The sequence below is a fragment of the Sunxiuqinia dokdonensis genome (assembly GCF_001270965.1).
Lineage (GTDB): Bacteria > Bacteroidota > Bacteroidia > Bacteroidales > Prolixibacteraceae > Sunxiuqinia > Sunxiuqinia dokdonensis.
Genome location: NZ_LGIA01000153.1, coordinates 21,600 through 44,831, shown reverse-complemented (window position 1 = coordinate 44,831; position 23,232 = coordinate 21,600). Strand labels below are relative to the sequence as shown.

Here is a 23,232-nt window from a genome sequence, read left to right as displayed (position 1 = left end):
TACGCATGACGATAATTATTATTGCCATTACGGCACTTGTTTCCATCATTGCATTTAACCGACCCGATTTGATGGACAAACTCCAGTTTAACGCCAGCAAAGTGGTTCACAAAAATGAGTATTACCGGCTGTTTTCGCATGGTTTTGTCCATGCCAACTGGGAACACCTGATTGTGAATATGATTGTTCTGTTCTCGTTTGGCCGCGCCATTGAAATGTATTTTGAGTATGGTTTCGGCCGCATGGCCAATGCCTATTTTCTCATTTTGTATTTTGGGGGAATGCTGGTTTCCAACGCTTACGCCTTATACAAGCACCGGAACAACTATTACTACAATGCAGTTGGTGCCTCGGGTGCTGTTTCGGCGGTTTTGTTTGCAGCCATCTTTTTTGAGCCTTGGAATAAGATTTACTTTTTTGGCGTTCTGCCTATTCCGGGAATTGTTTTCGCCGGACTTTACCTGGCCTATTCCTACTATATGGGTCGAAAGCAAAACGACAATGTGGCTCACGATGCCCATTTTTTGGGAGCGGTTTTCGGATTTGTCTTTCCCATACTACTCAACAGCAGTTTGTTTCAACGATTCATGGACAAGCTGTTTATGGTGATTTAGAAAAGATTTGATTGCCTGAATATTCGCCTCGCTAACAGGCTTTTATCGTAAGAAAAGATCGAAATGTCAGACAACTACATTTTAGTTGATGGTCAGTTCTCCCAGACGTCGGAGCAACAATTGGCAGTCAAAATGCTCCAAGATTTGATTTTCGAAGAGCCAATTCGAGCTGTTCGGAACCTGATGCCCTTTTGGGACCAACATGTGGACATGATGGTTTTGAAACTGAAGCTTTTCAATCAGCCAATTCCCCGGTTTCTGGCATCAAGAGGCAAGGAGCTTAAAAGACAAATTGAACGCACCTTGGTCAAAAACAAATTATTCCGAAGTGCCCTGATCCATCTCTATTTTATTGACAATAAGAACGGAATTTCCTACCTCATTAAAACCGACGCGATTGATGCGGTGGAGTACCAGCTTAACCAAACCGGCCTGAAAGTTGGCCTGTTCAATAAAATTCCAAAAGGGATTTCGCCCTTGTCTTCATTGGATTTGGGGTCATCTCCATTGTGGAAAATTGTAAATACAGAATTAAAAACGTCAACATTTGATGACTTGCTAATCATCAATCAAGACGCATCAATCGTGGAAGCGCCTCTAAAAAACATCTATGCCCTGACAGGAAGCACATGGCTCACACCGGCCCCTCAAACGGGTGCATATGTGGATATTAGCCAGCAAAAAGTGCAGCGGATTTGCCAGCAATTGAAGCTTGATTTGCAATTTACCCAAGAGCTGAATGAGGAGGTGCTGCTCGCGGCTGATGAGCTCTTTTTAGTCAATTCGACTGACGGGATTCAATGGATTAATGCATTCAGAAACAAGCGGTATTTCAACAAGGAAATCAGGAAAATTCATCAGGAATGGAACAGTCTGCTCCTAATTTAAGGATGGGTTTTCGGGGAAATTCTCCCAAAGCGTGTATTTGCCCCCAATATCGCGAACGGCTTGCACCCACATGCTTTCGGTTTTACGATCGACCATAACCAAATCTTCGTTAATCTCAGAAACCAACCAGGAATTTTCCTTTATTTCTTCTTCCAACTGGCCATTATCCCAACCAGAATATCCCAGAAAAAAACGAATTTGGTCAGGCAAAATCAATCCTTCACGAATCAGTTTTTTCACTTCGTCAAAGTCGCCTCCCCAATACATATTATCTTTCACATGAATACTTCCCGGAATCAACTGCCCCAATGAATGGATAAAATAAATGGTATCGGTACTCACGGGCCCTCCAACATACACATCAGCCTCAAAATCAGGAAAGTCGCCCAAAATTTCATTGACAGGATAGTCAATCTTTTTGTTCAAAATAAAACCGATGGCGCCTTTGTCGCTATGCGCAACCAAAAACACAATCGACCGGTTAAAATAGCTTCCCGGCAGAAAGGGCTCCGCAATCAGGATGCGTCCTTTTTCGGGGGCCACGTGGTTGGTTTCAATTTTAAACAGATTGGTATCCAAGTTCATAATCGTTGAAATTCTTATCAATTTATAAAAAAACAACCATTAATCAAACACGTTTTTTGTATTCGCGAAAATTAAACCGATTTTCCTTGGGTTTATTTTACCCAAGCACACAAGAAAAAATACACAATAAACTGAAAATGGCTGGAAGCTATTCTTCTTCCACAATCAGGAAAACGTCTTCGTTCTCCTTTTTCATTAAAAACTCTTCGCGGGCAAATTTCTCCAGGTTGGTCAGGTTGGTTTGAAGCTCTTGGATTTTTCGTTTATCTGAAATAATCTTACTTCTCAAATAAGCCTCTTGCTCCGTTAGCTGTGATAGTTTTTGCCTATTCTGAAGATGCTGCAGCAAGCTGTTTTCTTCATCAAAAAATCCGACCCACAAAACGAACAGCGCCAATACAATTCCGTATTTCGTTCGCAGCCGGCTCCAGATGAATGACAAGGTTTCTTTCATGAAGTGATTTATTTCTGCTGGTAAAAATAAGGTATTATCACCCAAAAAAAAAGGAGATGAACAAAATCATCTCCTTAAAAATTAAACCTGTGGTATTTCTTATTCCTGATCCGGAAGAAAGTTTGGATACATGTAATCGTGTGGCGGCACAAAATTTTCTTTGATTGTGCGAATAGATGTCCACCGTAAAAAATTAAAAACCGAACCGGCTTTGTCGTCCGTACCTGAACCTCGGGCTCCGCCAAATGGCTGTTGGCCAACAACGGCGCCTGTTGGCTTATCATTGATATAAAAATTACCGGCGGCATTTTCCAGTCGCTTCGTAATCTTTTCAATGTTGTAGCGGTCTTGCGACATCACAGCTCCGGTCAGGGCGTAAATTGACGTATTATCGAGAATGGTCAATGTTTCGTCCATCTTCTCGTCTTCGTACACATAAACAGTCAGCACCGGACCGAACAATTCTTCGACCATGGTTTCATAGTCGGGTTTTTTGGCCAAAATTACGGTGGGCTCAATAAAATAACCGACCGATTTATCACAGTTTCCGCCAAAAATCACCTCGGCATCGTCATCGGCCTTGGCGCGATCAATGAAACCGGCTAATTTATCAAATGACGACTCATCAATAACGGCATTAATAAAGTTCGTGAAATCTTCGGGAGGACCCATTTTAACGGTAGCCAAGGCTTTTCCAACCCGCTCTTTCACATCGTCCCAAATACTTTCGGGTACATAGCAACGTGAAGCTGCCGAACATTTCTGCCCCTGGTATTCAAAAGCGCCTCGAACCATGGCAATGGCCAGCGCCTGCCGATCAACGGTGTTGTCAGCAAAAATAAAATCTTTACCTCCGGTTTCGCCCACAATGCGCGGGTACGACTTATACTTGTAAATATTTTCGCCGATTGTTTTCCAAATACCCTGAAAGACGCCCGTTGATCCCGTGAAATGAATGCCTGCAAACTCGGGATGTCCAAAAACCACTTTGGCAGCCACTGGTCCCGAAACAAAAACCAGGTTAATCACACCGTCAGGCAGCCCGGCTTCCTGCAGAATTTCCATAATAACCGCGGCCGAGTAAACCGCTGTTTTTGAGGGCTTCCACACCGCCACATTGCCCATCATGGCTGGAGCCACCGGCAAATTACCGGCAATTGACGTAAAATTGAAAGGCGTGAGCGCAAAAACAAAACCTTCGAGCGGACGAAATTCGTTGTAGTTCCAGATTCCAGGAGCCGACTCAGGCTGCATTTTATAAATATCGGTCATACATTTTACCCCAAACCGATAGAAATCGGCCAACTCACAGGCGGCGTCAATCTCGGCCTGAAAAGCATTCTTCGACTGCCCCAGCATGGTAGCTGCATTCAATTTGTCGCGGTAAGGTCCGGCCAGCAAATCGGCGGCCTTCAAAAATATGGAAGCCCGGTGTTGCCAACTCATGGCGGCCCACTTTTCGCGAGCGTCCAATGCCGAATCAATTGCCATTTGCACATGAGACTCATCTCCCTGGTAGTAATATCCCAAGGTATGTTTAATTTCATGCGGCGGAGCAATCCGAATCCGTCGGTCGGTGGTCACTTCCCGACCCCCGATGATCATCGGGATTTCAACTTCCGAGCTGCGAAGTTCTACTATTTTGGCTTTGAGCGACGCTCGCTCGGGCGACCCTGGCGCATAACTTTTTACCGGTTCATTTTTAGCAACCGGGACATTAAAAAAACCTTTTGGCATAACAATTTACTTTTAAATATTTTTGTATTCCCTTTAGAAACAAAACTATAGAATCAGAAACAGCTTTTTACTAATAAATATCAGTTTTAAAAAAAGAGCGAACTATATCTCGGGTCAGCCCTGTTCCCACTTAAAAATTACTATATTTAGTGCGATTTTTAAAGGCACTATTTTTTCATGCTTAAAGCAATTTATCACTTCATTACAAAGCCCTATCTCCTTGAATCAGGTGAAGATAAACGAAAGATAACCGGCCTTCACGTTATTTTAATTCTGGGATTGCTATATGCATTTATTGAGTTAATGCTGTCGTTTTCCGGCTATCGGCTTAACGAATGCATTCCGGGCGATGTAACTCTGATGACGATAAGCCTTATCGGGTTATACTGCCTGAGAAGTGGGCGACCCAACTGCGCTGTCCTCACAATTTTTGTACTTCCTTTAGCCATCTATTTCTTTTTTATTTCAGATCAATATGCCATTCTTCCGGTTACAAACAGCATCCCCTATTCGATGTGGAGTATGGTTCCCGGCTTCTTGTTTCTGCTTCTTTTCAGTAAAAAAAGCGAAAAACACTTACTCATCTATTTAACAATTAGCCTGCTCACGGTAGCATTTCATGTGCAGCAGGCCGGCCGGATGAATGATGCGTTAATGCTTTTCTGGCCAACTCCGGAATTGATTCTGAATCCGTTTGCGACAATCTCGCTGGTTTTTACAGCCACTTTTCTTGTCGCTGTCAATTTTGAATTGAACTTAAAGGAATTGCGAACGCGGGTGCTGGAAACAGATCAGCAAATCAACAAGACCGTCAGATCGTTCCAGCAAGGCGTACTGCTTGTGGAAGTAGAACAAGATGAAATGAATAACCCAACCGGGCTAAAAGTTCTGAAAACCAATCCCGCCTTTCAAAAAATGTTTCGGGTAAACCAGCGCGAAACGCACCAGGCTGATGGCGACGTGATCTTTCCTAAGGTTTTCCGAAACTCATTCGACTGGAATAATTATTATCTGCATTCAAAAAACAGGCAACGCACCGAGGTTTACGTTGAACACCTGGAAAAATGGTTTGAAGTTTTTTCGCTGCAACCGGCTCCAAATCAAATCGCCAGCATTTTTTACGACATCACAAAGCAGCGCCAAATCATTGATTCGCTGCAGGAAAGCCGCAAACGATACAAAGTCTTGCTCGAAGCGATTCCCGACATCTTTTTCATCATCGACAAAGATGGAGTTTATATGGATTTTGTCATTAAGGAGTCGGAACTCATCCAGATTAACGCGGACGATATTGTTGGAAACTCCATTTTTGAAGTGGGCTTTTCTGAAAAAATGTCCCGCAAAATTTTCCAGTGCATTCAGGATGCCATTAACCGCGACACGATTGAAACCATTGAGTATGCGCTGGAAGTGGAGAAAGGCACCGCCATGTTTGAAATGCGAATTGCCCGGCTTGACGATCATTCGGTGATCTCGATTGCCCGTGACATTACCAAGCGAAAAATTGCAGAAATCCGACTGGAAGAAGCCAAACTGAAAGCTGAAGAAGCCGACCAGCTGAAATCAGCTTTCCTGGCCAATATTTCGCATGAGATCCGGACACCGATGAATGCCATTATTGGTTTTTCGAAGATGGTTGGATCGCCCGATTTTGATGTGGAAGAGAAAAATCGTTTCATCGACATTATTATTAGCAATGGCAAGCTGCTGATGGAAATGATCAACGACATGATCAGCTTGTCGAAAATTGAAAGCAACCAGGTGAAGGCAAAAGAGAGCTTCTGTAAGGTGAACGACCTGATGGTTGAGCTCTACCGCCAATACAGTTTCGATTTGACTTCGAAGCCGATACGGCTGAAACTGAACAACCAAAATGCCAATCCGAAGTTTGGCGTCACTACGGACAAATATCTTTTGGAAGAGATTCTGAAAAAACTGCTGGACAATGCTGTTAAATTTACCAACCAGGGAGAAATTGAGTTTGGTTATCGCATGAAAGGGAATGACCGACTGCTGTTCTTTGTTAAGGACACTGGCATCGGAATTGATATCGAGCAAATTAAACGAATCTTCGAGCGCTTCCACCAAATCGATAATAAAACGACGCGCAAGTACGAAGGCACGGGACTGGGACTGGCCATTGCGCAACACTACAGCATGCTGCTGGGTGGTAAAATTGAGGTCAATTCAGCGATCGATCAAGGCTCTGAATTCTATTTCAGCATTCCGTTTAAAAACGGCGATGGCACCCTGCAAGTCGTTCGCTAGAAATCGGCATTCAAGACCTGATAACCAACCAACTGATCGTATCTTCCGGAAACTCCGCGGTAGTACACAAACACCTGGTATTCATTTTCAGTTTCATAATGACTTCCTTCTATCACGGTTTCGTCGGCTTTTTGCGCACCTTCGGGAACATACACATACTGATAGTTGTAGTAGCCCTGCTTCAATAACAAGGTAAGCTCGTAGGTTGCCTGCTCGTAATTCCAAGTCATTTCGTTGCTTTTATTGGCATTCCAGTCGGTTAAAGCACCAAAAACATTGACCGTGCCGCCAATCAATTGGGCTTCAAGCGGCAAGGTAAAATGCACAAAAAAATAGTCACTCTCCGTATCGAAATCCTCTACCCGATCCTGACTTTCAACAACATAATTGCCGTTCATTTCGCGATAACCAAAGTACTTTTTGTTCGACCTCACCTCATCGGGCTGTAACGTAACGTGGTAGTATGGCCGATGAAAGCTGGTTTCCAGCACATTTTCGCCATTGTAGCGGCGGGTACGAATATCAAAGTAACGGTATTCATTTCCGCCCGGAAAAACATTCTCCTTGTCGTAATCATACACCAGCTCGTTTTCGCGAATGAAAAGGGGCTTCAGATTTCGAATAGCCGTGTCCCATCTCCGGTTTTTCATCACCACCACCTTCACTTCGTCAGTCGGATTGACAATGCGCAAGTTGGGATGGGCAATCGTGAAATCAACTTCCTGATTATCGCCTTTGAAAGGATCGAAAGTGGCGCGTTTTACGACACCCGAAACATTCACTTTCTGATCCAGCACATGAAACCTGCGTGTAAGTACCAGGTTTTCCTTATCCCCATCCTCATAAACCACCAACACATAATTGCCCGAATGTGTGATCTGAACTTGCTCGTTCGGTATTCGAACCAGGTAATTGATATATGTCATCGTTGTATTGAACCCGGGCGCATAATCGTCCACCGGATTGTCGTAAAAACCTTCCAAATATTCATTCTGAAGCAGGTAAGATTCGTTCCAGTCGGCATCGCAATGAATGAGTGTGTAATAATAATTTTTAGGTTCGTCCGACAAATCATCAAATTTAAGCAGCAGTGCCCCGGTTGTTCCCAATTCATAAACAGGGTGGCTCAATTCGAAGCCTTCACGGTGGAATTGTACCGTTTTTATTTCCTCTTTGTAAACCGCATTCTGGTAATAATATTCGTTCGCTTCCTGCGCAAGCGGACTTAACGTAAAAATAACACCTCCAATTATGATGATCAGACGAAAAAAAATCTTCATTTGTTTTACCTTTTTTAGGTGCGTTTAAACATTTCAGTCGTCATTAAACTTCCCCCGCGACTCTATTCAAACTTGTTAACGATTAAACGTATATAAATATTTCTATTCGTGTAAGTTTATGAAACAAAGATTGGGAAAAGTTTTTAAAATATGTACTTTTGCCAGCCTAAATAATAACCACAACAAGGGATTACAATGTCAAAGCATTTTAAATTGAAGCGCGGATTTGATATCCGGTTGAAAGGAGCTGCTGAAGCGGTTCTGGAGGATGCTCCCGCACCAAAATCAGTTGCCCTCAAGCCAACTGATTTTTCAGGCTTGACGCCGAAGTTAAGCGTAAAAGCTGAAGCCCAGGTCAAAGCTGGTGATGCCCTCTTCTTCGACAAATACAACCCTGAAATTTTATTTACTTCTCCGGTAAGCGGAACGGTACAAGCCGTGAACCGTGGAGAGCGACGCAAAATTTTAGAGATTGTTGTTGAACCCGACGGAAAAAACGAGCACCGTGAATTTACCAAAGCTGATCCTTCCAAGCTTTCGCGCGAGGAAGTTCGTGATCAACTGCTTAAGAGTGGTTTGTGGCCGTTCCTCAAACAACGTCCGTATGGTATTATAGCGAAACCATCGGTTGTTCCTAACAACATTGTTATTTCAGCCTTCGATTCGGCCCCGCTGGCTGCTGATTTCGACTTTCTTTTTTCGAAAGAAAAGTCAGCCCTTCAATCGGGAATTGACGCGGTAAAGAAGCTCACCGATGGAAAAGTTTACCTGGGACTTTCACCCAAGCAATCCGCCGGGGTTTTTGCTTCGCTTAAAAATGTGGAGACGAACACATTCGAAGGTCCGCACCCAGCCGGAAATGTTGGCATCCAAATCAGCAAAATCTGCCCGATTGGAAAATCAACCACGATTTGGACCCTGAGCCCGCAAGCTTTGGTATTCATTGGTCGTTTATTCGAAACCGGCAAGCTGGATCTCAGCAAAACCATTGCATTAACCGGATCGGAAGTAAAAGCACCTAAATACTACAAAACCATTCACGGTGCGCTGCTGACTGACTTGCTGAAAGGCAAGACCAAAAACGAGGTAAACCAACGGATCATCAGCGGAAACGTGCTGACAGGAACAAAAGTTGATACCGATGGCTACCTGGGATATTTCGACCAGCAAATTACCATCATTCCTGAAGGCGATGAGTACGAATTTATGGGATGGGCCGCACCGGGAATTGACAAATTTTCAGCGAGCAAGGCATTCTTCTCCAAACTACTTCCCAAAAAAGAGTATGTGTTGAACGCCAATCTGCACGGCGGAGAACGAGCTTTTGTTCTATCCGGTCAGTACGAGAAATTCCTTCCCATGGATATTCTTCCCGTTCACCTGCTCAAGTCCATTTTGGTCAACGACATTGACAAAATGGAACAACTGGGCATCTACGAGTTGGTTGAAGAAGATCTGGCGCTTTGCGAATATGCCTGTACTTCGAAAATCAAAGTACAGGAAATTCTGCGCGAAGGCATCAACTCAATGATTAAAGAACTGGGATAACCGATCGAATTGCTTGACACAAAATAGATAATTCAATGAAAGCGTTAAGAAACTTTTTTGAAAAGACGAAGCCACATGTTCAGAAAGGCGCCAAATATCACTGGCTGCACTCTACGCATGATGCGTTCTTTACCTTGGCCTTCGTTCAGAAACATACCTCCAAATCAGGAACTCATGTTCATGATTATATTGATTTGAAACGAACCATGGGAATCGTGGTTCTGGCTCTTGTCCCAGCATTATTGATGGGAATGTACAACATTGGCTACCAGCATTTCGGTGCACTCGGCCAATTGGAAACAGCCGCTTTTTTCGACCTGTTCCTGTTCGGACTGTGGAAAGTGCTGCCGGTCATCATTGTTTCGTACGGTGTTGGTCTGGGTATTGAATTTATTTTCGCCCAGTTCCGTGGCCACGAAGTCAACGAAGGATTCCTGGTCTCGGGGATGTTGATCCCACTGATTATGCCCATTAACACACCACTTTGGATGATTGGCATTGCAACAGCATTTGCTGTCATCTTTGGCAAAGAGGTTTTTGGAGGTACCGGAATGAACATCTGGAACCCGGCGCTGGTTGCACGGGCTTTCGTATTCTTTGCATACCCAGCTCAAATGTCGGGCGACTCGGTTTGGATTTCGGCGAGTGGCGTGGAGAAAATGGCCGACGGGTTTACAGGCGCCACCCCAATGGCTGAAGCCGTTTTAGGAAACACCGACCTCAATGTTTGGAATGCCTTTATCGGTTTGATTCCCGGTTCAATCGGCGAAACATCAACCCTGGCCATCCTGATTGGTGCAGCGATCTTAATCATTACCGGCATCGGAAACTGGAAAATCATGCTGTCTACCGTGCTTGGCGGGCTGTTTATGGGCATCTTGCTAAATATATTCGCAGTCAATGCCTACATGGCCATGCCTTTCTGGGAACACCTGATAATTGGCGGATTTGCTTTTGGAGCCGTTTTCATGGCCACTGATCCGGTCACAGCAGCTCAAACCGACCGTGGAAAATGGATTTATGGATTCCTCATTGGAGTACTGGCCATTCTGATTCGCGTGGTGAACCCAGCCTACCCGGAGGGAATGATGTTGGCCATCCTGCTGATGAATACCTTTGCTCCGCTGATTGACCATTACGTGGTTCAGGGAAATATCAAACGTCGTTTAAAACGAGTTCAACAGAGCGCTTAATCCCTTAAAGAAAAAAGAAATGGATAGGAACAGTAATGTTTACACATTTATATACGCATCGGGAATGGTGATTTTGGTTGCTGCGATTCTTTCACTGGCTGCCATCAATTTAAAACCATTTCAGGATAAAAACATTGAAGTTGAAAAGAAGCAGAACATCCTGGCTTCGGTCAACATTGCCGCTGATGCGACGAATGCAGAAGAAATTTACGCCGAACGAATTGTCAACACCTATGTGGTCAATTCGAAAGGTGAAGAAGTTGAAGGCAACGCATTCACCATCGACCTGAAAAAAGAACGGGCCAAGCCGGTTGAACAACAACTGCTTCCCGTGTTTGAATGCCAGATTGACGGAAGCGTGAAATACATCTTCCCACTTCGGGGAGCAGGACTTTGGGGACCTATTTGGGGCTATGTTTCGTTGGAAGATGACATGTCAACCATATACGGCGCCTCATTCGACCACCAGGGAGAAACCCCGGGGTTGGGTGCTGAAATTTCAACGGAGAATTTTCAAGACCAATTTCAGGGCAAAGAGATTTACGATAACGGCAAATTGGTGTCAATCATTGTGGCCAAGTCAAACGAAACAGCGCCGGCTAAGCACCGCGTTGATGGAATCTCAGGAGGAACAATCACTTCAAAAGGATTGGAAAAAATGCTTTTGGATGACCTGAATGCCTACAATGCTTTTTTGAACCAGAAAAAATAGAAGAAAATGAGTGATAGAGAACCTTTATTTTCAAAGAAGAACCTGAAGCTGCTGAGCGACCCGCTAAACAGCAGTAACCCGATTACGGTTCAGGTACTAGGAATTTGTTCGGCACTGGCTGTCACGGCACAACTGAAACCCTCAGTGGTGATGTCGCTTTCGGTGATGGCCGTACTGGCATTTGCCAACGTGATTATCTCTTTGCTTCGGAATACCATTCCCAACCGGATCCGGATTATCGTTCAGCTTGTCATCATTGCAGCTTTGGTGATCTTGGTTGACCAAGTTCTAAAAGCCTTTGTTTACGACGTAAGCAAGCAATTGTCTGTTTTTGTTGGTTTGATTATTACCAACTGTATCATCATGGGACGTCTGGAAGCTTTTGCCTTGGGCAACAAACCTTGGCCCGCCTTTCTTGACGGACTTGGAAATGCCGCAGGATACGGCTGGATTCTGGTGGTGGTAGGATTTGCCCGCGAACTGTTTGGATCAGGTAGTGTCTGGGGGTACAAAATCATCCCGGCAAGCTGGTACATTGAAAATGGCGGTTTTTACGCCAACAACGGAATGATGATTCTTCCTCCGATGGCGCTGATCACCGTAGGTATTATTATCTGGGTGCAGCGTAGCCGAAACCGTAAACTGATTGAAGAATAATCCGCTTAAAAGAAGAAAATTATGGAAAACCTGATTAATATATTCATTAAATCCATCTTTATTGAGAACATGGTATTTGCCTATTTCCTGGGCATGTGTTCTTATCTGGCGGTATCCAAATCAGTAAAAACGGCTACAGGCCTTGGATTGGCAGTTGTTTTTGTTTTGGGAATAACCGTACCGGTAGACTATTTACTGGAAAACTACGTGTTGAAAGAAGGCGCACTAACTTGGTTAAATCCAACCTTTGCAGCAGTTGACCTGAGCTTCCTGAGTTTCATCATGTTCATCGCCGTGATTGCATCGATGGTGCAACTCGTGGAAATGATTGTTGAAAAATTTGCCCCGGTACTTTACACGCAACTTGGTATCTTTTTACCCTTGATTGCGGTGAACTGTGCCATTCTTGGAGGATCGTTATTCATGCAACAAAAAGCGTTTCTCAATATCGGCGAGGCTTCTGTTTACGGACTGGGATCGGGCGTTGGCTGGTTTCTGGCCATCGTGGGTATTGCCGCCATTCGTGAAAAAATTAAGTATTCGCATGTTCCTGCTCCTCTGAAAGGTCTTGGCATTACATTTATTGTGACCGGATTAATGGGACTGGCTTTCATGGGATTCATGGGTATAAAACTATAATCTGATAAAAAAACTCATAACAATGATATTTTTAGCAACTCAAACGACAGTCGTTATTACCAGTATCGCTGTTTTCCTGTTGATGGTGATTCTCCTGGTGTCGATCTTGCTTTACGCGAAGAAAAAACTGATGCCTTCGGGAATTGTCAAGGTTGACATCAACAAAGGCGACACGGTTATTGAAACCAACCCCGGCGACACCCTCTTGACCACACTTGGGAACAACAAAATTTTCCTTCCTTCGGCTTGTGGTGGTGGTGGTACCTGTGCCATGTGCCGTTGCCAGGTTATCGATGGTGGTGGTTCTATTCTCCCCACTGAAACCGGTTATTTCACCCGAAAAGAACAAAACGACAACTGGCGCCTGGCCTGCCAGGTAAAAGTTAAGGAAGACATGGAGCTGAAGATTCCTCAGGAAATCATGGGAATCAAAAAGTGGGAATGCGAAGTGGTTTCAAATAACAATGTGGCAACCTACATTAAAGAGTTTGTCGTACGCTTGCCCGAAGGCGAAAATCTCGATTTCAAATCGGGTGGATACATCCAAATTGACGTTCCGAAGATTGATGTCGATTTCAAAGACATTGAAGTGGACGACAAATTCCGTCCTGAATGGGAGCAATACAACATGTTCGACCTGAACATGAAAAACCCGGAACCCACATTCCGCGCCTATTCCATGGCGAATCACCCCGCCGAAGGAAACATTGTGATGCTGAACATCCGGATTGCCACGCCACCGTTTGACCGTGTCAATGGTGGGTTCCAAAAAGTGAATCCCGGAATTTGTTCTTCTTACATTTTCTCGCGTAAACCCGGCGACAAAGTAACCATTTCAGGGCCATACGGAGAGTTTTTCCTGAAAGACAACGACAACGAGATGATGTTTATTGGTGGTGGTGCCGGTATGGCTCCCATGCGTTCTCACCTGTTCCACCTGTTCCATACCCTGAAAGAATCGGATAAGAAAATTACCTTCTGGTACGGTGCCCGTTCCTGGAGAGAAGTTTTCTACTACGACCAGTTCAGAGCCATTGAAGAAAAATTCCCGAATTTCTCCTTCCACCTGGCCCTGTCTGATCCACAACCCGAAGACAACTGGGACGGACCAAAAGGATTTATTCACCAGGTCATTCACGACATGTACCTCGGAAAACACGAAGAACCAGAAGAAATTGACTACTACCTGTGCGGCCCGCCCATGATGAACGACGCCGTTCAGAAAATGTTGTACGACTTGGGTGTCCCTGACGAAAACGTCATGTTTGACGACTTTGGGAGTTAACATGCCAAGAGATTACTAAACGAAAAAGAGCTTTCAACCTGGGTTGAAAGCTCTTTTTCGTCTAAATAATTTCTAAAGCTGATTATCTTCTTTCCTGAAAGAAAGCGGTCATCAAATCGGCACAATCATCGGCCATGACGCCCGAAACCACCTCCGTTTTGGGGTGAAGCGATTTTGGAGCAAATTTCGAGAAGCCCCGCTTTTGGTCGCTGGCGCCATACACCAGCTTGCCAAGTTGCGACCACCCCAACGCACCGGCGCACATCACACAAGGCTCCAGCGTGACATAAAGCGTACACTCATTCAGGTATTTGCTTCCCAGCAGATTGGCGGCCGCCGTCACCGCTTGCATTTCGGCATGGGCCGTCACATCGGTCAAGGTTTCGGTTAAGTTATGCGCCCGTGCAATAATCCGGTTTTGGGCTACCACCACCGCCCCCACGGGCACTTCACCCTTTTCATAGGCCTGTTGGGCTTCCTGAAAAGCTTTCTTCATAAAATAGGTATCATCAAAAGGTTCCATCATCCAAATCCGTTCAGAATTAATCACAAACCTACAATTTATATTGCTAAAATCTGCTTATTTTTGCAGTCAAACAAAAACGAACCTTTTATGTACAGAACACATACTTGTGGCGAATTACGCCTGGAACATCAGGGTATTGAAGTAACACTTGCCGGTTGGGTACAACGCAAACGCGAGTTGGGAGGAATGACTTTTGTCGATCTTCGCGACCGCTACGGAATTACACAACTGGTGTTCGACGAAAAAGCTTCAGCCGAATTGAACGACAAACTAAAAAAATTGGGACGGGAATTCGTGATTCAAGCTACAGGACATGTTCGTGAGCGCAGCAGCAAAAACGACCACCTGCCCACAGGCGATATTGAAATGGATGTAGCCGACCTGAAGGTACTGAGTCCGTCGGCCGTCCCGCCTTTCACCATTGAAGATGAAAGCGATGGGGGCGACGACATCCGCATGAAATACCGCTACCTGGACTTGCGTCGAAATCCGGTACGCGAAAACCTGGTTTTACGTTCGAAAATGGCCCACGCCATCCGTTCGTACCTGAATGACCAGGAATTTATCGAAACCGAAACACCGGTGCTCATCAAATCAACGCCCGAAGGTGCCCGCGACTTTGTGGTTCCGTCGCGCATGAACGAAGGCCAGTTCTACGCGCTGCCCCAGTCGCCCCAGGTGTTTAAACAATTGCTGATGGTGGCTGGCTTCGACCGCTACTACCAGATTGTGAAGTGTTTTCGCGACGAAGACCTGCGTGCCGACCGCCAGCCCGAGTTTACCCAAATCGACTGCGAAATGGCTTTCGTGGAGCAGGAAGATGTACTCAATACCTTCGAAGGCTTAACGAAACACCTGTTTAAGGCCATCAAAAACGTGGACGTGGCTGACTTTCCGCGCATGTCGTATGCCGATGCCATGATCAACTATGGATCGGACAAGCCCGATATTCGTTTCGACATGCTAATCAAAGACCTGACCGATGTCGTCAAAGGGCATCAATTCAGTGTTTTTGACGATGCGGAATTCATTGGAGCCATTTGTGCCGAAGGTTGTGCCGATTACACCCGCAAACAATTGGACGCGTTAACCAACTGGGTAAAGCGCCCGCAAATTGGCGCCAAGGGCATGGTCTATCTGAAATGCAATGCCGACGGCACGTTTAAGTCGTCGGTTGATAAATTTTACAGCGAAGATGAACTGCAAAAGTGGGCGTCGGCCTGCGGAGCCAAGGCAGGTGATTTGATCCTGCTGCTTTCGGGCGAAAAAGCGTCTATGCTCGATGCACTGGGTGCCCTTCGGTTGGAAATGGGCAAGCAGCTGGGCCTGATGGATAAAAACACGTTTAAACCCTTGTGGGTGGTTGATTTTCCCTTGTTGGAATGGGACGAAGAAACCCAGCGCCATTACGCCATGCATCACCCGTTTACCGCCCCAAAACCCGAAGATATTGCCTTGCTGGATACCGCACCGGGAAAGGTCCGTGCCAATGCCTACGATTTGGTGATTAACGGCGTGGAAATTGGTGGTGGTTCGGTTCGTATTTACGATTCGGAATTGCAATCGCGCATGTTCGATTTGCTTGGTTTCACAAAAGAAGAAGCCCAGGCTCAGTTTGGATTTTTGATGAGCGCCTTTAAATACGGAGCGCCGCCGCATGCCGGAATTGCCTTTGGCTTCGACCGCCTGGTATCACTTTTTGCAGGTTTAGATAGTATCCGTGATGTGATTGCCTTCCCTAAAAACAACGCGGGCCGCGATGTGATGATCGACTCTCCATCACCCATTGCTCAAAACCAGTTGGATGAACTGAATCTGAAAGTGGTGCTCAAAGAGAAGAAATAGATCGACCTGGAAAAGTTTGATCCACCATCAAATTTAAAGGATACAAAAAAGAGGCTTAACCAGCCTCTTTTTTTATTTCAGAAAGTCATCCCTCAAAGGCGTAAAACTATCTACCAACCTGGCTGTTTTTGACAGCAATTGGATGGTGTGGGGCACATTGGGAGCCACCGCAAACAGGTCGCCTGCCTTAAGCTTTTGTGGCTCTTCGCCATCGCAAAAGAAAATGATTTCACCCTCCGCAATGTACGATGTTTGTTCGTGTGGATGATGGTGTTTGGGTTCGGGTTCATCCCAAGGTCCATTTGTAAAATCAATCAAAACAGTCATCAAATGGTCCGTGTGAATGATCTTTCTTTGTAAGCCCTCTTTTACAACTTCATAAGGAACTTCATCAAATTTTAATGTTGCCATAATCGTGTTGTTTCCTTAAAACTACAAAAAAAGGAGAACCTAAGTCCTCCTTCCTTTTTATATTGATGATCAAAAAACTATAAGTCTTCTCGTTTACGCGAAGAATAGTTAATGTGCAAAGCCGAAGCTTTCCGCAGTTCTTGTTTGATATCAGTTACGATACCCATCTTGGTATATTCATCCACTTTGAGCGACGTAATCATAAACGGTACTTCCGCTTCATCACGGGCTTCGCGCTCACTTGTAATGTAGTCCTGAATATCGCTTACTCTTGCAAATTGATCGTTTAGCTGGATGCGGGGTTCCGAACCAAATACCCGCTGGTACTGGTTGTGGGGAGTTCCTACATAAATGTAGCTTACCAAAGACTTCTTCTCCAATTTCGATAATTCAGTTGCTGCAGGAACGGTTACTTTAACCATCAAGGTAACTTCGCGCATGGTTGTACTCACCATGAAGAAGAAAAGCAACATAAATACGATATCGGGTAACGAAGCAGTAGAAATGGGTGGCATTTCTTTACTGCCGCTTTTTCTAAACTTTGACATACTAATTTCCTCCCACTTTTTTAGGTTCAGCTTCCGAAATCCTGGAGGGATAAATGTCTCTAATAGCCCCCTGTTGATCTCTGTCTAGCTTATCATAGGACTTACCAAACTTCTGTTTCGCAAGCTCTTCTCTCAGATCGTTGATGGCACCAACCAACTCGTTCTGTACAGCGATGTAGGTTCCATATTGCGTACCCACGTCATTTCGCAAAGAGATGACCCCCTTGGTCACTTCAACCTCTCCGAAAAAGTCAACCGTTTTGGGCTCTTTTTCAGGCAGGTTTTCTTCATTGTAAGGGTTTGCCATAAATTCCTTTGCTTTTTCACGAAGGTCTTCAACCCGGCTTATTTCACCTTCAACCAACAACTGGTTATTGGCATTGACCAATACCACAAACACGTTACGCTCTTTGATTGGAGGTGTATCATCATCCTCCTGATCCGGTGGTGGCATGGGAGGAAGACGACGCTCTAATCCACTGTCAACATCCATTGTGGTGGTTACCAGGAAAAAGATAAGCAACATAAATGCAATGTCTGCTAATGATGCTGCTGGTATTTCGGGAATTTTTTTTGCCATAATTTAATTTTTTCCTGTTTTACTTGACCACACTGCTTACTTAAAAACACGAGTTACTGCCGAAGTAGCAATTGCTACAACCGACAGCCCAAGTAAAACATAGGTTGCAATCAAGGTCGTTCCAATCCATTTAGAAACGGTATTTGTTAATGTTCCGTCTTCTACAAACTTATCAACACCATAAAACTGAGGAATGGCATCAGAAGCAAGCGCATAGGAAATAGCCAAAACAGCTCCAGCAAAAACCACGGCCATTAAGCCTTTCTTTGCAGCTTGTTTGTCTGTAAATGTATTAATTAACGCAAAAACAACTGCTACTACTGCTCCAATACCCAACAGGATATATGACCAAGTTAGCGTGGTATTGATCCAGGCACCCATAGTGGGATCAGCTTCGTTCTCACTGATGTTCGTCATCATTGACACAATCAGAACCGCTGAAACTGCTAAAAGTACCCACAATACGATGGATAATACTTTTTCTAGTTTCATAAGCTAAATTATTTTTTAAGATTGTGTTTTACCAAAATGTCAATCAATGAAATAGAAGCATCTTCCATGTTATTGATGATACTGTCAATTTTTGCTACACAATAGTTGTAAAAAATCTGCAAGATAATGGCAACGACAAGACCAGATACGGTTGTAATCAAGGCCACTTTAATACCACCAGCTACCAATGACGGGCTAATGTCTCCGGCAACCTCAATGGCGTCGAATGCTGCAATCATACCAATTACAGTACCCATGAATCCAAGCATCGGAGCCAAGGCAATGAACAAAGAGATCCAGCTTAAGCCTTTTTCAAGTAAGCCAGCTTGAACGCCACCATAAGAAACGACTGTTTTTTCTACCACATCCAGACCTTCTTCTGAGCGGTCAAGACCTTGATAAAAAATACTGGCAACCGGGCCACGTGTATTCCGACAAACTTCTTTTGCAGCTTCAATACCGCCATTGTCAAGTGCCTCTTCAACATTCACCAATAGTTTTTTGGTGTTCGTTGTTGACAAGTTCAGGTAGATCACGCGCTCCAAAGCTAAGGCAAGACCTAAAATCAAGGTAATCAACACAAAAGACATGAAAGTTGGACCACCTTCAATAAATTTTTGCTTTAACTGACTGTGAAGCGATTTGCCTTCTTCGGCTGCTGCTGCAGCTTCTTCTTCCGCGTCAGCGGCTAAATCAACTGCAGGCGCTGCTGCTTCGGTTGCTGCTTGTTCTGCTGTATCGTCCTGAGCAACGGCATTGTTCGACGCTCCAATGTAGAGCATCCCAAAAACTGCTATAAACGCAAATAGTTTTTTCATCATTGGTTTTAATTTTAATTAGTAAATCTTCTGAATTTTAATTTTTATAATACTATTTGTTTTTTATTTAATTGAATAAAAAGAGTTTACGTCTATTTCTTCTGAGTGAAGTAAACGTAATAAGCGAACATCTTCAACAAAGAACTTAAACCTGTCAGCGGAGAGAGAGGGATTCGAACCCTCGGTACCCTTTCGGGGTACACACGCTTTCCAGGCGTGCCAGTTCAGCCACTCCTGCACCTCTCCAATATATTCTGGCACCAGTTTTTTCAGGGCTGCAAAATACAAAAAAATTGTGAAAAAGAAATAAGCTACTCACTTATTTCCCCACTCAAATTTTTACGCAAATGCAGCTTGATATCTTCGTCACTCAACGACTGCCCAAGCAGAAACATGAGCTTCGTCACAGCCGCTTCCGTGGTCATGTCTTTACCACTAACAACTCCAATTTTCTTTAACTCACGACTGGTTTGGTACTGCCCCATCTTCACAGTCCCACCCTGGCATTGGGTGACATTAACACAAATGACACCTCGGTTAATTGCCTTTTTCACCACACGAATCAACCAGCTCAGCGTAGGAACATTTCCCGAACCAAAAGTCTCCAGCACGACTCCCCTTATACTTTCGATATTGATAATTTGTTCAAATATCTCGCGGTTCATTCCAGGAAAAATCTTTAAAATGACCACCCGGTCGTCAAAGTTAGAGCTTACTTTTAATATTCCCTTGTTTTGAGGGTGGTAAATGTTCTCATGAAAAAATTTAATGTCAACTCCCGCTTTGGCCAGAATCGGATAGTTAACAGAATCGAATGCGCTAAAATGGTCGGCATGTCGCTTAACAACCCGATTTCCCCGGTACAGCTTATTGTCAAAGTAAATGGACACTTCGGGCACCACAGCCATGTCATTTTCGTGGGCTGCTGCAATTTCAATTGCGGTAATCAGATTTTCCTTCCCATCAGTCCGCAAAACCCCAATGGGAAGCTGCGAACCTGTCATCACCACCGGCTTATCCAAATTCTCCAACATATAGCTCAATGCCGAAGCGGTATAAGCCATGGTATCCGTCCCGTGCAAAATGACAAAGCCGTCGAACTTTCGATAGTTCTTCTGAATCATCTTGGCCAATCGGCCCCAGGTTTTGGGCGACATGTCCGATGAATCAAGCGGTGGATTAAAAGTGATGGATTCCAAATGACACCCCAGCCTTCTCAGTTCAGGCACTTCGTCAGCAATTTGATCAAATCGGACCGGCGCCAAAGCACCCTTTCCATTCTTTTGAACCATACCAATGGTCCCGCCAGTATAAATTATGAGTATTGATTGACTATTCACCCGTTAACTTTTGCTCCAAAGTTAAACAAACATCTTACTAAATTCCGAATAAATTAACAGCATTTGTTGAAGTAATTTTGGCCACTTCATTTACTGAAAGCTTGTGGATCTCGGCAATTTTCCGGGCGATGTGAATCGCGTACGAACTTTCATTCCTTTTTCCGCGAAATGGGGCCGGAGTCAAATATGGAGCATCGGTTTCCAGAATCAGGTGTTGGGGCTCAATCATTCGCACCACCTCATCCAATCCACTGTTTTTGAAGGTAACAATTCCGCCAATGCCAATCTTAAAGCCCAAATCAATAATTTTCTCCGCCTGCTCAATTGTTCCGGTGAAACTATGAAAAACGCCAGTCAGCTCCGGTGTATTTTCTTCTTTTACCACAGTAAAAACTTCATCGAACGACTCGCGCACGTGAAGCACAACGGGCAATTGGTATTTTTTTGCCAACTGAAGCTGGTGTCTGAATGCAATGATCTGTTGTTCAACAAAGGTCCGTTCCCAATACAAATCAATCCCGATTTCACCAATCCCGTAAAACTTTCGCTTTTTGAGCCAAAATTCCACCAACTCCAGTTCTTCCTGATAATCTTCACCCACAGATGTGGGGTGCAGTCCCATCAAAGGAAAGCATATCTGCGGATACTGGTCAGCCAGATCCAACATCTTTTTAATCGATGAACTGTCAATGTTGGGTAGTATTATTTTTCGGACATCACTGTCATAGGCCCGGGTAATCACCTCATCAATATCGTCGTTAAATTCCTCCGAATAAATATGTGAATGTGTATCAATTAGCATTTCGAAAATTTGCCTCAAAGAAAACCAATTTCGTTTAGCTAACCTTAAACCGAATATTATCTAATTGATAATTCGACCGATGGTTAGCTAAAAACTGGCTTGAAAACACCTGAAAGAATCGGACCAATCCATTATCAAACAACTCCTTGAGCAAGCATCGCGTCAGCTACTTTCACAAAACCACCCACGTTGGCCCCTTTCACGTAATTGATTCGGTCGCCGTTGCGTCCAAACCGCACGCAGGTATCATGAATTTCGCGCATAATCAAGTGCAAGCGTGCGTCCACTTCCTCGCGGGTCCAGTTTAGCCGCTGGCTATTTTGTGTCATCTCCAGGCCCGAAACAGCGACTCCTCCGGCATTTACCGCCTTTCCCGGGGCATAACTAATTTTCTCCATCAAGAATTCGGCTGCTTCGGCAGTACAGCCCATGTTGGAAACTTCGGCCAGTAAAAAACAGCCGTTCAAAACCAACAAGCTCGCATCGCCCACATCCAGCTCATTTTCAGTCGCACAGGGCAGGGCAATATCCACTTTTTGCTCCCAAGGTTTTCTTCCCGGAAAAAACGTCGCATCAAATTCATCGGCATAAGGCTCAACAATATCGTTGTTGCTTGCCCTCAATTCCAGAAGATAATCTACTTTTTCACCACTGATACCTGCCGGATCGTAAATATAACCATCCGGTCCTGAAATGGTAACCACCTTGCCACCCAGTTCATTAATCTTCATAATTGCTCCCCAGGCAACATTGCCAAAACCAGAAACAGCAAAGGTCTGCCCCACTATTTTCTTTCCAAGCAACTCAAGCATGTGCTGCACAAAATATACCGCTCCGTAGCCCGTAGCTTCCGGACGAATAAGACTTCCGCCCCAAGCCAGCCCCTTGCCCGTTAAAACGCCCGTAAATTCATTGCGGATACGTTTATACTGACCAAACAAGTAGCCAATTTCGCGTCCACCTACCCCGATATCACCGGCCGGCACATCGGTATTTGGGCCGATGTGTCGTTGCAATTCGGTCATGAAACTTTGACAAAAACGCATGATCTCATTATCTGATTTTCCTTTTGGACTAAAATCAGATCCTCCTTTTCCACCACCCATGGGCAGGGTTGTCAAACTGTTTTTGAATGTTTGTTCAAACCCTAAAAACTTCAGAATAGAAAGCGTTACGGTTGGGTGAAAACGCAAGCCACCTTTGTATGGCCCAAGCGCCGAATTGAACTCAACCCGGTACCCCCGGTTGATTTGAACCTCACCTTGATCATCAATCCAGGGAACGCGAAACATAATGACGCGTTCTGGTTCCACCATGCGCTCCAGTATCTTCGCTTTTTTATACCTTGGATTCTTAATGTAAACATCCCAGATGGATTCAACCACCTCCTGAACAGCCTGATGAAACTCATTTTCGCCAGGTGTTTTGGCTTGTAAAGCCATCATAAATTCATTGATATCTGATCTCATCTTGTTCTATTTTATTTCAAAATGAATACCCAATTGTTCCATACAAAGGAAAAGATGAAAAGTACCTTAAAAACTGACTTTAATCCATCTATAGGCGACTACAACAATGTTTAAAAACAGCAAAACCCTCGGTTCTCATTCATCGGCTTTGTCAGAAAGTGAAAATAAATGATCCTCGGAGAACCAATCTACACAATCCACAAGATCTTTTCGATTCTATTGTTGAAATTTTGTTGATATCCCAAAAATTAACCCTAACTTGCATGCAATTAATATATTAAAATCATGAATAAAGGAACAGTAAAATTTTTCAATGAATCTAAAGGTTTTGGATTCATCAAAGATGCAAATTCTTCAAAAGAATATTTTGTGCATTCATCTGGTTTAGTTGATAACATTGGTGAAAATGATGAAGTAACATTTGAGTTGCAGGAAGGCAAAAAAGGATTAAATGCGGTAAATGTTAAACTGGCTTAGTTTAAAATAAATTCACCATTTAAAGAGCTTAAATCCCGCCAATGGCGGGATTTTTTTTTGGCTC

24 protein-coding genes and 1 tRNA gene are annotated in these 23,232 nt (G+C 44.3%); 11 read left to right on the top strand and 14 right to left on the bottom strand.

Translation table 11 applies throughout. From position 1 onward, the window contains the following. Positions 1-5: 5 nt before the first annotated feature. Together NC99_RS11210 and NC99_RS11205 are read left to right on the top strand one after the other, a co-directional pair. Positions 6-614: a rhomboid family intramembrane serine protease gene (locus NC99_RS11210; protein WP_053183675.1), complete on the top strand. Its 609-nt coding sequence runs from the start codon at positions 6-8 to the stop codon at positions 612-614. A gap of 63 nt (positions 615-677) precedes the next feature. After that, positions 678-1,502 carry an aminotransferase class IV gene (locus NC99_RS11205; RefSeq protein ID WP_053183673.1) on the top strand — a complete coding sequence of 275 codons (825 nt, stop codon included), beginning with the start codon at positions 678-680 and terminating at the stop codon, positions 1,500-1,502. Here the strand turns inward: NC99_RS11205 and NC99_RS11200 are convergent. The 3 genes from NC99_RS11200 to pruA all read right to left on the bottom strand — a co-directional run bounded on the left by NC99_RS11200 (position 1,494) and on the right by pruA (position 4,278). Then, positions 1,494-2,087 carry a YqgE/AlgH family protein gene (locus NC99_RS11200; RefSeq protein ID WP_053183671.1) on the bottom strand — a complete coding sequence of 198 codons (594 nt, stop codon included), beginning with the start codon at positions 2,085-2,087 and terminating at the stop codon, positions 1,494-1,496. The two genes, NC99_RS11205 and NC99_RS11200, sit on opposite strands and share 9 nt — an antisense overlap. A 148-nt stretch (positions 2,088-2,235) precedes the next feature. After that, positions 2,236-2,541, bottom strand: a complete 306-nt coding sequence (locus NC99_RS11195) for an FtsB family cell division protein (RefSeq protein ID WP_053183669.1) — start codon at positions 2,539-2,541, stop codon at positions 2,236-2,238. Between the two features lie 99 nt (positions 2,542-2,640). Next, positions 2,641-4,278, bottom strand: a complete 1,638-nt coding sequence (gene pruA, locus NC99_RS11190) for an L-glutamate gamma-semialdehyde dehydrogenase (RefSeq protein WP_053183667.1) — start codon at positions 4,276-4,278, stop codon at positions 2,641-2,643. A gap of 177 nt (positions 4,279-4,455) precedes the next feature. On the opposite strand from pruA, the gene NC99_RS11185 reads away from it, so the two are divergent. Continuing rightward, complete coding sequence (locus NC99_RS11185; protein ID WP_053183665.1) at positions 4,456-6,546, top strand: sensor histidine kinase; 2,091 nt, start codon at positions 4,456-4,458, stop codon at positions 6,544-6,546. Here NC99_RS11185 and NC99_RS11180 read toward each other — a convergent pair. Then, the gene (locus NC99_RS11180; RefSeq protein WP_053183663.1) at positions 6,543-7,826 is read right to left on the bottom strand and encodes a type IX secretion system plug protein; all 1,284 of its coding nucleotides are present in this window, start codon (positions 7,824-7,826) and stop codon (positions 6,543-6,545) included. The two genes, NC99_RS11185 and NC99_RS11180, sit on opposite strands and share 4 nt — an antisense overlap. 195 nt (positions 7,827-8,021) lie before the next feature. On the opposite strand from NC99_RS11180, the gene NC99_RS11175 reads away from it, so the two are divergent. The 6 genes from NC99_RS11175 to nqrF are packed head-to-tail and all read left to right on the top strand — an operon-like array spanning position 8,022 to position 13,860. Further along, positions 8,022-9,374, top strand: a complete 1,353-nt coding sequence (locus NC99_RS11175) for a Na(+)-translocating NADH-quinone reductase subunit A (RefSeq protein WP_053183661.1) — start codon at positions 8,022-8,024, stop codon at positions 9,372-9,374. Positions 9,375-9,409: 35 nt separating this feature from the next. Continuing rightward, positions 9,410-10,567 carry an NADH:ubiquinone reductase (Na(+)-transporting) subunit B gene (locus NC99_RS11170; RefSeq protein ID WP_053183659.1) on the top strand — a complete coding sequence of 386 codons (1,158 nt, stop codon included), beginning with the start codon at positions 9,410-9,412 and terminating at the stop codon, positions 10,565-10,567. Between the two features lie 19 nt (positions 10,568-10,586). Next, complete coding sequence (gene nqrC / locus NC99_RS11165; RefSeq protein ID WP_053183657.1) at positions 10,587-11,279, top strand: NADH:ubiquinone reductase (Na(+)-transporting) subunit C; 693 nt, start codon at positions 10,587-10,589, stop codon at positions 11,277-11,279. Positions 11,280-11,285: 6 nt separating this feature from the next. Next, positions 11,286-11,936 carry an NADH:ubiquinone reductase (Na(+)-transporting) subunit D gene (locus tag NC99_RS11160; protein ID WP_053183656.1) on the top strand — a complete coding sequence of 217 codons (651 nt, stop codon included), beginning with the start codon at positions 11,286-11,288 and terminating at the stop codon, positions 11,934-11,936. A gap of 21 nt (positions 11,937-11,957) precedes the next feature. After that, positions 11,958-12,575, top strand: coding sequence for an NADH:ubiquinone reductase (Na(+)-transporting) subunit E (gene nqrE / locus NC99_RS11155; protein WP_053183654.1), 618 nt, complete (start codon positions 11,958-11,960; stop codon positions 12,573-12,575). 22 nt (positions 12,576-12,597) lie between these two features. Continuing rightward, positions 12,598-13,860 carry an NADH:ubiquinone reductase (Na(+)-transporting) subunit F gene (gene nqrF, locus NC99_RS11150; protein ID WP_053183652.1) on the top strand — a complete coding sequence of 421 codons (1,263 nt, stop codon included), beginning with the start codon at positions 12,598-12,600 and terminating at the stop codon, positions 13,858-13,860. An 82-nt stretch (positions 13,861-13,942) separates the two neighbouring features. Here nqrF and NC99_RS11145 read toward each other — a convergent pair whose 3' ends face one another. Beyond that, positions 13,943-14,410, bottom strand: coding sequence for a nucleoside deaminase (locus NC99_RS11145; protein WP_262509309.1), 468 nt, complete (start codon positions 14,408-14,410; stop codon positions 13,943-13,945). 63 nt (positions 14,411-14,473) lie between these two features. Here NC99_RS11145 and aspS point away from each other — a divergent pair, with 63 nt between their 5' ends. Then, a complete protein-coding gene (aspS, locus tag NC99_RS11140) occupies positions 14,474-16,231 on the top strand; it encodes an aspartate--tRNA ligase (RefSeq protein ID WP_053183650.1) in 1,758 nt (585 codons plus the stop codon). Positions 16,232-16,303: 72 nt separating this feature from the next. Here the strand turns inward: aspS and NC99_RS11135 are convergent, their stop codons facing one another. From NC99_RS11135 to gdhA, 9 genes are all read right to left on the bottom strand, one after another. Then, positions 16,304-16,642: a cupin domain-containing protein gene (locus NC99_RS11135; protein ID WP_053183648.1), complete on the bottom strand. Its 339-nt coding sequence runs from the start codon at positions 16,640-16,642 to the stop codon at positions 16,304-16,306. Positions 16,643-16,719: 77 nt separating this feature from the next. Next, positions 16,720-17,190: an ExbD/TolR family protein gene (locus NC99_RS11130; protein ID WP_053183646.1), complete on the bottom strand. Its 471-nt coding sequence runs from the start codon at positions 17,188-17,190 to the stop codon at positions 16,720-16,722. 1 nt (position 17,191) lies between these two features. Then, complete coding sequence (locus tag NC99_RS11125; protein WP_053183644.1) at positions 17,192-17,770, bottom strand: ExbD/TolR family protein; 579 nt, start codon at positions 17,768-17,770, stop codon at positions 17,192-17,194. 36 nt (positions 17,771-17,806) lie between these two features. Next, entirely contained in the window at positions 17,807-18,262 is a 456-nt protein-coding gene (locus tag NC99_RS11120) for a hypothetical protein (protein WP_053183642.1), read from the bottom strand. A gap of 8 nt (positions 18,263-18,270) precedes the next feature. After that, entirely contained in the window at positions 18,271-19,083 is an 813-nt protein-coding gene (locus NC99_RS11115) for a MotA/TolQ/ExbB proton channel family protein (RefSeq protein ID WP_239684442.1), read from the bottom strand. Positions 19,084-19,238: 155 nt separating this feature from the next. After that, positions 19,239-19,326: transfer RNA gene (locus NC99_RS11110), tRNA-Ser, on the bottom strand. Between the two features lie 65 nt (positions 19,327-19,391). Further along, positions 19,392-20,420, bottom strand: a complete 1,029-nt coding sequence (locus tag NC99_RS11105; RefSeq protein WP_053183637.1) for an asparaginase — start codon at positions 20,418-20,420, stop codon at positions 19,392-19,394. A gap of 37 nt (positions 20,421-20,457) precedes the next feature. Continuing rightward, complete coding sequence (locus tag NC99_RS11100; RefSeq protein ID WP_053183635.1) at positions 20,458-21,222, bottom strand: TatD family hydrolase; 765 nt, start codon at positions 21,220-21,222, stop codon at positions 20,458-20,460. Positions 21,223-21,356: 134 nt separating this feature from the next. After that, complete coding sequence (gene gdhA, locus NC99_RS11095; RefSeq protein WP_053183633.1) at positions 21,357-22,691, bottom strand: NADP-specific glutamate dehydrogenase; 1,335 nt, start codon at positions 22,689-22,691, stop codon at positions 21,357-21,359. A gap of 285 nt (positions 22,692-22,976) precedes the next feature. Here gdhA and NC99_RS11090 point away from each other — a divergent pair, with 285 nt between their 5' ends. After that, positions 22,977-23,168, top strand: a complete 192-nt coding sequence (locus tag NC99_RS11090; RefSeq protein WP_053183631.1) for a cold-shock protein — start codon at positions 22,977-22,979, stop codon at positions 23,166-23,168. Positions 23,169-23,232: the final 64 nt, after the last annotated feature.